The 9,653-nt window shown below is 63.9% G+C and carries 8 protein-coding genes and 1 pseudogene; 8 read left to right on the top strand and 1 reads right to left on the bottom strand.

Features of this window, described 5'->3' with window-relative positions; genetic code table 11:
- Positions 1 to 840 (top strand): annotated as a pseudogene (locus tag ACILRA_RS14180) (type III glutamate--ammonia ligase); the annotation flags it as partial.
- Positions 841 to 1,001: 161 nt separating this feature from the next.
- Here the strand turns inward: ACILRA_RS14180 and ACILRA_RS14175 are convergent.
- On the bottom strand, positions 1,002 to 1,949 hold the full coding sequence (locus ACILRA_RS14175) for a GlxA family transcriptional regulator (protein WP_395662744.1): 948 nt from the start codon (positions 1,947 to 1,949) through the stop codon (positions 1,002 to 1,004).
- Between the two features lie 89 nt (positions 1,950 to 2,038).
- On the opposite strand from ACILRA_RS14175, the gene ACILRA_RS14170 reads away from it, so the two are divergent.
- The 7 genes from ACILRA_RS14170 to ACILRA_RS14140 form a co-directional block, all read left to right on the top strand.
- Positions 2,039 to 3,289 carry a sarcosine oxidase subunit beta family protein gene (locus tag ACILRA_RS14170; protein WP_395662743.1) on the top strand — a complete coding sequence of 417 codons (1,251 nt, stop codon included), beginning with the start codon at positions 2,039 to 2,041 and terminating at the stop codon, positions 3,287 to 3,289.
- Between the two features lie 12 nt (positions 3,290 to 3,301).
- Positions 3,302 to 3,586 (top strand): sarcosine oxidase subunit delta, encoded by a 285-nt coding sequence (locus ACILRA_RS14165; RefSeq protein ID WP_395662742.1) that lies wholly within the window; start codon positions 3,302 to 3,304, stop codon positions 3,584 to 3,586.
- Positions 3,583 to 6,501 carry a sarcosine oxidase subunit alpha family protein gene (locus ACILRA_RS14160; RefSeq protein WP_395662741.1) on the top strand — a complete coding sequence of 973 codons (2,919 nt, stop codon included), beginning with the start codon at positions 3,583 to 3,585 and terminating at the stop codon, positions 6,499 to 6,501. Before ACILRA_RS14165 ends, ACILRA_RS14160 begins: the two co-directional genes overlap by 4 nt.
- Positions 6,494 to 7,054: a sarcosine oxidase subunit gamma gene (locus ACILRA_RS14155; protein ID WP_395662740.1), complete on the top strand. Its 561-nt coding sequence runs from the start codon at positions 6,494 to 6,496 to the stop codon at positions 7,052 to 7,054. The genes ACILRA_RS14160 and ACILRA_RS14155 overlap by 8 nt, the downstream gene beginning before the upstream one ends.
- Before the next feature lie 127 nt (positions 7,055 to 7,181).
- Entirely contained in the window at positions 7,182 to 8,309 is a 1,128-nt protein-coding gene (locus tag ACILRA_RS14150) for a TRAP transporter substrate-binding protein (protein ID WP_395662739.1), read from the top strand.
- Positions 8,310 to 8,492: 183 nt separating this feature from the next.
- A complete protein-coding gene (locus ACILRA_RS14145; RefSeq protein WP_395662738.1) occupies positions 8,493 to 9,383 on the top strand; it encodes a TRAP transporter small permease subunit in 891 nt (296 codons plus the stop codon).
- On the top strand, positions 9,380 to 9,653 hold a 274-nt coding region (locus tag ACILRA_RS14140; protein WP_395662737.1), incomplete at its 3' end, for a TRAP transporter large permease subunit. The genes ACILRA_RS14145 and ACILRA_RS14140, both read left to right, overlap by 4 nt.

Raw genomic sequence — 9,653 nt, 5'->3', positions numbered from 1 at the left:
CTCGATGTCATCGCCGAGATCTGCTCCACCATGACCAGCCTCGGCTGGGGCCCCTACCAGAACGACCATGAGGATGCGAACGGCCAGTTCGAGATCAACTGGAACTTCGCCGATGCGCTGACAACGGCCGACCAGGTCGCCTTCTTCAAGTTCATGGTCAAGTCCATCGCCGAAAAGCACGGGCTTCGCGCCACCTTCATGCCCAAGCCCTTCATCAACCTCACCGGCAACGGCTGCCACGTTCACCTTTCGGTGTGGGACAAGGACGCCAAGAAGAACCTGTTCGAGGACGCGAAGGGCGAGCTTGGCGTGTCGAAGCTGGGCTATCACTTCCTCGGCGGCCTCATGCAGCATGCCGCCGCCATGTGTGCCATCACCAATCCCACGGTGAACAGCTACAAGCGCATCAACGCGCCGCGCACGATTTCGGGCGCCACCTGGTCGCCGTCCTCCATCACCTATGGCGGCAACAACCGCACCCACATGGTGCGCATCCCCGATGGCGGCCGTGCCGAATACCGCCTGCCGGACTGCGCGGCGAACCCCTATCTGCTGCTCGCCTCGATTCTGGTTGCCGGCATGCATGGCGTGGAAAAGCAGATCGACCCGGGCAAGCGCCTCGACATCGACATGTATGCCGAAGGCCACACCATCAAGGATGCGAAGAAGCTGCCGCTCAACCTCCTCGACGCGCTCCGCAACTTCGAGCAGGACAGCTACCTGCAGGAGATGCTGGGCAAGGAAGTGTGCCAGGGCTACCTCAAGCTCAAGCACAATGAGTGGAACCAGTATTGCCGCCACCTCACGCAGTGGGAGCGGGACACGACGCTGGACTGCTGAGCCTTCGGCAGAGGGACGACCGTCATTGCCCTGGCAGAGCAAACCTCTGCCGGGGCTTTCCATATCTTGGCGTCACCCCGGCGAAGGCCGGGGTCCAGCTTTGATGCAGTGCGCGCATGACGAAGCTGGATCCCGGCCTTCGCCGGGATGACGCTCTCTATCTAACCGATCTTCCGTTCCGAAGCCGGCGTCACCCCGAACGCCTCGCGATACGCCCTGCTGAAGTGGCTGGCGCTCGAAAACCCGCAGCCGAGCGCAATTTCGGTGATCGGCACCGCGGATTGCCTGAGCAGGTCGCGGGCGCGCTCGAGTCTTGTGCGGCGGTAATGCTCTGCATAGCTCGTGCCGAGCTTCTCCGCGAAGAGCCGGTCGAGCTGCCGTGTTGAAAGCCCGATGCGGCGCGCGGTGTCGGCGCGGGAGAGTGGTTCGCCTGGGTGGCTCTCCATCAGTTCAAGTGCAGCGGTCAGGCGCTCGTCATGCACGCCATAACGCTCGGTGAGGGATGCGCGCTGGGCCGATTGCGCGGGGCGGATGTCGGTGTGCATGAACCAGTCGGACACCTTTCGGGCAAGCTCCGGCCCATGCGCCTGCGCGATCAGCGCATGCATCATGTCGAGCGGTGCGGTGCCGCCTGCGCAGGTCAGGCGGTTGCGGTCCACGATATAGATCGAACGGGTGAGCAGGATGTTGGGGAAGGCCTCGGCCACGGCGGGTGCATGCTCCCAGTGCACCGTCATGTGATAGCCGTCCATGATCCCCGCACTTGCCAGGATGACCGGTCCGCCGGACACCCCGCCGATCCGCACGCCTTGTGCGGCAAGCGCGCGGAGCCACCCAAGCGTCGCGCGGTCGCGGAAACCCGTCGGGTTGCCGCCCGCGCAGACGAAGAGGAAGTCCACCGGCCCTGCCGCAGCGGGCGCCACGCAGGGCACCGTCGCCCCGCAGGAGGCGGTGACGATCGATGGCCCCGGCGTGATATGTACCCATTTGTAAAGCTCCCGCCCCGCCAGCAGGTTGGCGGCGCGGAGCGGCTCCACCACCGAGGCGTAGGACATCAGCGCGAAGCCCGGAACGAGCAGCAGGCCGACCGTCTGGCAGCTGGATGACATGGCGCAAATCTATCAGGAAACGTCTCTTGACTGCAAGACGAAGCGGGGTTTGCAGCCTACATTCGCCGGATCAGTGTCAGGACCAGCGCATGCGTTATAACGTATTCTCGCTCATCAAGAACTCCTTCTCGGGCCACAAGAACTGGCAGCCCGCCTGGCGCGAGCCGGAGCCGAAGACGGAATATGACATCGTCATCGTCGGCGGCGGCGGCCATGGGCTGGCCACCGCCTATTACCTGGCCAAGGAGCATGGCCTCACCAATGTGGCGGTGATCGAGAAGGGCTGGCTCGGCTCCGGCAACATCGGCCGCAACACGACGATCATCCGCTCCAACTATCTGCTTGCCGGTAACAATCCCTTCTATGAATGGTCGATGAAGCTGTGGGAGAACCTCGAGCAGGACTTCAACTTCAACGCCATGGTCTCCCAGCGCGGCGTCTTGAACCTCTGCCATACGGACGCGCAGCGGGACGCCTTCGCGCGCCGCGGCAACGCCATGCGGATCGACGGTGTCGATGCGGAACTCCTTGACCGCGAGGCGGTCCGCGAGATGTATCCCTTCTTCGATTATGAGAATGCCCGTTTCCCCATCAAGGGCGGCCTGTTGCAGCGGCGCGGCGGCACGGTGCGCCATGACGGTGTCGCCTGGGGCTATGCCCGCGGCGCTGATTCACGCGGCGTCGACATCATCCAGCATTGCGAGGTGAAGGGCATCCGCATCGAGAACGGCAAGGTGGTGGGCGTCGACACCAGCAAGGGCTTCATCAAGTGCAAGAAGCTGGGCCTCGCCACCGCCGGCAATTCTTCCGAGACGGCCGCCATGGCCGGCATGAAGCTGCCGATCGAGAGCCATGTGCTTCAGGCCTTCGTGTCCGAGGGCCTGAAGCCCTATATCGATGGCGTCGTCACCTTTGGTGCTGGGCATTTCTATGTCTCGCAGTCCGACAAGGGCGGGCTGGTCTTCGGCGGCGATATCGACGGCTATAATTCCTATGCCCGCCGCGGCAACCTGCCGATGGTTGAGCATGTGGTGGAGGCTGGCGTTGCCATGATTCCCTCACTCGCCCGCGTGCGGGTGCTGCGCTCCTGGGGCGGCATCATGGACATGTCGATGGATGGTTCGCCCATCATCGACAAAACGCACATCCAGGGCCTCTACCTCAATGCCGGCTGGTGCTATGGCGGCTTCAAGGCCACGCCGGCCTCCGGCTGGTGCTTCGCGCATACCATCGCCAAGGACGAACCCCACAAGCTCAACGCCGCCTATCGTCTGGACCGGTTCCGCACCGGCCACATGCTTGACGAAAAGGGCCAGGGCGCCACACCGAACCTGCACTGACGGATCAAGCCCATGCTCATCCCATGCCCCCATTGCGGAACGCGCCCCGTCGAGGAGTTCACCTTCCTCGGTGACGCGAAGCCCACCCGCCCCGCCACCAACGATCCCGCCTCCATGGACCAGTGGTTCGACTACGTCTATCTGCGTGACAATCCGCGGGGGCGCTTTGACGAATATGCCCATCACTCGGGCGGCTGCCGCGCCTGGCTCGTCGTCTCGCGCAACACCGAAACGCATGAGGTCCACGGCGCGGTGACGGCGCGCGATTATGGCAAGGCGAAGGGAGCGAAGGCATGAGTTCCTATCGTCTCGCGAAGGGCGGGCTGATCGACCGGTCGTCGGAGCTCGCCTTCACCTTCGACGGCAAGCGCTTCACCGGCCATACGGGCGATACGCTGGCCTCCGCGCTGCTCGCCAATGGCGTCACGCTGATGGGCCGCTCCTTCAAATATCACCGGCCGCGCAGCGTCATCACCGCGGGTGCGGCGGAGCCCAATGCGCTCGTCGAGCTGCGCGAGGGCGGCCGCAAGGAGGCCAATACCCGCGCCACCATGGTGGAGCTCTATGACGGGCTCGTGGCCAAGAGCCAGAACCGCTGGCCCTCGCTGGAATTCGACGTGGGCGCCATCAACTCGCTCGCCTCCTCGATCTTCGTCGCAGGCTTCTACTACAAGACCTTCATGTGGCCGAAGAGCTTCTGGGAGAAGATCTACGAGCCCCTGATCCGCCGTGCGGCAGGCCTCGGCACCGCCTCCAAGCTGCCCGACCCCGACAAATACGAAAAGGCCTATGCGCATTGCGACCTGCTGGTCATCGGCTCCGGCCCCACCGGCCTGATGGCAGCACTCGCCGCCGCCCGCTCCGGCAAGCGCGTGGCGCTGGCGGACGAGGGCTCGGCACTCGGCGGCTCGCTGCTGTTCGAACGGGAGGAGATCGGCGGCCAGCCTGGCCATGACTGGGCGCAGGGCGTCCTCGGCGAACTCGCCTCGCTTCCCAATGTCACGCTCATGCCGCGCACCACCGTGGTGGGCTGGTTCGACGGCAATGTCTTCGGCGCGGTGGAGCGCGTCAACGACCACGTGGCGGCACCCGACCCTTATGAGCCGCGCCAGCGCTATTGGCGCATCATCGCCAAGCGCGCCGTTCTGGCGGCGGGTGCGGAAGAGCGCCCCGTGGCCTTCGGCGGCAATGACGTGCCGGGCGTGATGCTCGCCTCCGCCATGCGGAACTATGCCAACCGCTATGCCGTGGCGGCGGGCCGCTCGGTGGTCGTCTTCGGCAACAATGACTGCGCCTACCGCACCGCGCGGGACCTGAAGGCCCATGGCGTCCATGTCGAGGCCATCATCGACAGCCGCAAGGACTCAAGCGCCGATGCGGCTGGCGTTCCCGTGCTGCGTGGCCGGATGATCGCGGATGTGACGGGCGGAAAGTCCGTCAAGGCCGTGCACCTTACCGATGGCACGCATATTTCCTGCGAGGCCGTGGCCATGTCCGGGGGCTGGAGCCCGATCGTTAACCTCGCCTGCCACAAGGGTGCGAAGCCCAGGTGGGATGCGAAGCTGCTGGCCTTCCTGCCGCCGGAGACGGGGGCTGCCTTCTCCGCAGCCGGTTCTGCCGCAGGCCGCATGCTGCTGTCCGAATGCCTTGCCGATGGTGCTGCAAAGGGTGCGCTCGATGGCAGGCCCATCGAGGTTCCGGCGTGCCGCGATGAGGCCTTCAACATCGCACCGCTCTGGTGGGTGAAGGAAACTCACGGCAAGGCCTTCATCGACTACCAGAATGATGCCACGGCGAAGGACCTGCCGCTTGCCGCGCGCGAGGGCTACAAGGACATCGAGCTTGCCAAGCGCTACACCACCACCGGCATGGCGACCGACCAGGGCAAGCTTGGCAACGTCAACGCCATCGCCATCATGGCGGAGGCGACGGGCCGGACGATGGACCAGGTGGGCACCACCACGTTCCGCCCCTTCTACACGCCGGTTGCCTTCGGCGCCTTCGCGGGGCCCTTCACCGGGCACCATTTCCAGCCCGTGCGCAAGACGCCGCTGCATGACTGGGCGGAAGAACAGGGCGCGGTCTTCGTCGAAACCGGCCTGTGGATGCGCTCGTCCTGGTTCCCGCAGGAGGGCGAGGACTGGCTTGCGTCAGCCTCCCGCGAGGTGCTGGCGACGCGCAGCGGCGTTGGCCTCTGCGATGTCTCGACCCTCGGCAAGATCGACGTGCAGGGCCGGGATGCCGGGGCCTTCCTCGACAAGCTCTACTGCAACACCTTCTCCACCCTTGCCGTGGGCAAGGCGCGCTACGGCCTCATGCTGCGCGAAGATGGCATCGTCTATGACGACGGCACCACCTCCCGCCTCGCCGAAGACCACTATGTGATGACTACCACCACGGCCAATGCCGCCAAGGTGATGGCGCAGATGGAATTCGCCCACCAGGCGCTGTTTCCGGATCTCGACGTGACCTATGTGTCGGTGACGGAGCAGTGGGCGCAGATGGCGGTGGCGGGTCCGAAGTCGCGGCCCACGCTGCAGAAGATCGTGGATCATCTCGTGATGACGGATGAGACCGTGCCCTACATGGCGGCCATCGAGGTCACCATCTTGGGCGGCATCCCGGCGCGGCTGTTCCGCCTCTCCTTCTCGGGCGAGCATGCCTATGAGCTGGCGGTGCCTGCGGATTATGGCAGCATGGCCGCGCGCGCGGTGATGCAGGCGGGCGCGGAGTTCGGCATCGTTCCCTATGGCGTCGAGGCGCTCTCCATCATGCGCATCGAAAAGGGCCATGTGGCGGGCGGCGAATTGAACGGCACCACCACGGCGGGCGACCTGGGTATGGCTAAGATGCAGTCCACCAAGAAGGACTTCATCGGCCGCATGATGGCCCAGCGCGAAGGACTGACCGATGCCAAGCGGCCCTGCGTCGTCGGCATTCGCCCGGTGGATGCATCCGACCGTATCCGCTCCGGCGCCCATATCCTGAAGACGGGCGACAAGCCCTCGATGGCCAATGACCAAGGCTACATCACCTCCGTCGCCTGGTCACCCATGCTCGACATGTGGGTCGGCCTTGCGCTGATCGCCAACGGCCGGGCGCGCCACGGCGAGATCGTGCAGATATGGGATGGCCTGCGCGGCGCCTGCGTGATGGGCGAAATCTGCGACCCGATGCATTTCGACAAGGAGAACAAGAGACTCCATGCCTAATTCATCCGAATTCACGCTGCCGCGCGTCTCGCCGCTCCGCGATGTGGCGGTGCAGGGCCGCTTCGGCGCCAGCCGGGGCCAGCCGGGCGTCACGTTCACCGTCCGCCACCCGCTTTCCATCGTGACGGTGATCGCGCGGGCAGGGCAGGGCAGCGCCACCGCGGCCGTCCTTCGCGGCTACACTGCGCAATGGGCCGGTCCCGACCAGTATTTCGTGCTGGCCGAAAACCGGGGCGAAGGCGCTCTTTATGCGGAGCTGAAGGCGAAGCTGTCCGGGCTTGCTTCCGTTGCGGACCAGAGCCATGGCCGTGTCGTCATCCGCATCGCAGGGCCTGAGGCCCGCGCCGTGCTGGCCAAGGGCACGCCCGTCGATCTCCATCCGGATATGTTCCCGGCCGGCACATCCGCCCTAACGCAGATGGCCCATGTCGGCGTGCATCTTACGCGCGTGGACGGGGATGCTTTCGACCTCTCCGTGTTCCGCGGATTCTCGGAGAGCTTCTGGGAATGGATCACCGAACAGGCTGAGGAATATGGCTACCAGGTCAACTGATCCGGCATAGACTTTTGGCTAAATCCAAGGATTTCCTTGATCCGCACTCATGAGTTGTGCGTTATCGTTCCTCCGAACCACATCAACCAAGCAAGCTAACGGCTGCACAAACCGGGAGGAAGAACCGATGTCGAAGAACCGCAAAACCGCTGACGCCGCCTCACGCCGTGCCTTTCTGAAGTCGGGAGCGACCGCCGCAGCGGTGGGCGCGGCCACGATCGCGATGCCCAATGTGGCCCGCGCGCAGGAGGCCGTGGTGTTCAAATTCCAAAGCACCTGGCCCGCGAAGGATATCTTCCATGAATATGCGCAGGATTTCGTCAACCGTGTCAATGATATGGGCGGCGGCCGGCTGAAGATCGAGCTGCTGGCCGCAGGCGCGGTTGCCAAGGCGCTCGAGGTTCAGGATGCGGTTCTCGCCGGCACGCTTGATGGCGGCCACGGCGTCACCGCCTATTGGTATGGAAAGCACAAGGCCTTCTCCCTGTTCGGGACGCCTCCCGCCTGGGGCTGGCGCGCCAACCAGATGCTGGGCTGGGTGAAGTACGGTGGTGGACAGGCGCTGTATGATGAACTCGTGCAGCAGGTTCTGGGGCTTGACCTCGTGGGCTTGCTGACGGGGCCGATGCCGACCCAGCCGCTGGGCTGGTTCAAGCAGCAGATCACCGAGGCAGCTCAGCTTCAGGGGCTGAAGTATCGCACCGTCGGCCTCTCCGCCGACCTGTTCAAGGAAATGGGCGCTGCCGTGACCATCATGGGCGGTGGCGAGATCGTTCCCGCCATGGACCGCGGCCTGCTCGACGCGGCTGAATTCAACAACCCAACATCCGATACGATCCTGGGCTTCCCCGACGTTTCCAAGGATTACATGGTGCAGAGCTACCACCAGTCGGCCGAGTGCTTCGAGATCGTGTTCAACAAGACGAAGTTCGATGCGCTTCCGGCAGAGCTGCAGTCCGTCATCCGCTATTCCGCTGAAGCGGCCTCCGCCGACATGAGCTGGAAGGCGATGGATCGCTACTCCAGCGACCTCGAGGCGCTGAAAGCTGCTGGCGTAAAGGTGCACCAGACGCCGGAGTCAGTTCTGCAAGCGCAGCTTGCGGCTTGGGACAAGGTCATCGCAGCGCAGTCTGCCGATCCGTTCTTCGCCAAGGTGGTCGAGAGCCAGAAGGCCTGGGCCAAGCGGGTGGTCGGCGCGCAGTTCGAACTCGAAGTCGATCAGAAACTCGCCTACGATCACTTCTTCAAGGCCTGAGACAGCTTAGAGCATGATCCGCACAAGTGGAAACCACTTTTGCGATAAGATCATGCTCAAGCAATTGATCATGCGCGAGTTCTTTTCGACCAGGTGATTCCACCTGGTCGGAACGCGCGCTAGCGCTGTAGCCGCCGCATGGGTGAGACGCCCTGCGGCGGCGCGGCTTGAGGGGGGTGAGGCATGAAGCTCGACCGCTGGGCGTTCGCGCTCTTTGCACTTGGCGTCGCGGTGGTGATCGCGGCCATGTTCTGGTCGCTCTCCGCCTATGGCGAGGTCGGCCGGATGGTCGCCAGCAAGGGACTGAGGCCCAATAACAGCTTTGCCTGCTTCGTCTCCTGGGCGGAACGCTGTGCGCTGCTCACCGAAGCCCATGCGAAGAAGGGAACGACTCCCTACTCTCCGCTCGCCTTCTGGGCTGGCGTCGCGATGATCCTCGCCAGTTTCTGGCTGCAACTGAAGCCGCGCATACCGGGAGAGGCTTGGGCGCCGCGCCTGCAGCGTCTTCTGCTGCCGGTTGACCGGGTCAGCGCCATCGTGGGGCAGTTCTTTGCCTGGTCTATATTTCTGCTGACCTTTGCCGTCAGCTACGAGGTGTTCTCCCGCTATGTGCTGGGTGCGCCGACCGACTGGGCGTTTGATGCGAGCTACATTCTCTACGGTCTTCTCTTCATCATGGCGGGTGCCTATGCACTGTCGCGCAATGCGCATGTGCGCGGCGACTTCCTTTACCGCGCCTGGCCGCAGCGCCGGCAGGCGATGATGGATCTCTTGCTGTATGTGCTGTTCTTCTTCCCCGCCATCATTGCCTTCATCTATTCAGGCTATGGCTTCGCCGCCCAATCCTGGTTCAGCCATGAGCATTCGGCCTATAGCCCGTCGGGTCCGCCGATTTATCATTACAAGACGGTGATTCCTGTGACCGGCGTTCTGCTGCTGCTGCAGGGTGTGGTTGAGGTGGCGCGCTGCCTCGTCTGCATCCGCACGGGTGGCTGGCCGCAACGCCTTCACGATGTGGAGGAACTCGAAAAACTCATCCTTGAAGACCGCGCCAGCCGGGGGGCAAGCACATGACGGATCCGCAACTTGGCGTCCTGATGCTCATCATGTTCGTCGGGCTCATCATGCTCGGCTTTCCGATTGCCTTCACGCTGATGGCCATGGCGGTGGGCTTCGCCTATCTGGCCTTCGACGGCAATTGGGAACCGGTGATGTCACTTCTGGTGCAGCGCACCTGGTCGGTGATGACAAACGACATTCTCATCTCCGTGCCGCTGTTCGTGTTCATGGGCTACATCATCGAACGCGCCAACATCCTTGACCGTCTGTTCCGCTCGATCCAAC

Origin of the sequence: Aestuariivirga sp., from assembly GCF_044239095.1 — a bacterium.
GTDB lineage: Bacteria > Pseudomonadota > Alphaproteobacteria > Rhizobiales > Aestuariivirgaceae > Aestuariivirga.
Note: the sequence above shows the minus strand (reverse complement) of the source record. Positions and strands in the feature narration are given on the sequence as shown.

Excerpts from the sequence above, each read along its gene's own strand:
- ACILRA_RS14175 (WP_395662744.1), bottom strand. The coding sequence starts at position 1,949 with ATGTCATCCAGCTGCCAGACGGTCGGCCTGCTGCTCGTTCCGGGCTTC.
- ACILRA_RS14170 (WP_395662743.1), top strand. The coding sequence starts at position 2,039 with ATGCGTTATAACGTATTCTCGCTCATCAAGAACTCCTTCTCGGGCCAC.
- ACILRA_RS14165 (WP_395662742.1), top strand. The coding sequence starts at position 3,302 with ATGCTCATCCCATGCCCCCATTGCGGAACGCGCCCCGTCGAGGAGTTC.
- ACILRA_RS14160 (WP_395662741.1), top strand. The coding sequence starts at position 3,583 with ATGAGTTCCTATCGTCTCGCGAAGGGCGGGCTGATCGACCGGTCGTCG.
- ACILRA_RS14155 (WP_395662740.1), top strand. The coding sequence starts at position 6,494 with ATGCCTAATTCATCCGAATTCACGCTGCCGCGCGTCTCGCCGCTCCGC.
- ACILRA_RS14150 (WP_395662739.1), top strand. The coding sequence starts at position 7,182 with ATGTCGAAGAACCGCAAAACCGCTGACGCCGCCTCACGCCGTGCCTTT.
- ACILRA_RS14145 (WP_395662738.1), top strand. The coding sequence starts at position 8,493 with ATGAAGCTCGACCGCTGGGCGTTCGCGCTCTTTGCACTTGGCGTCGCG.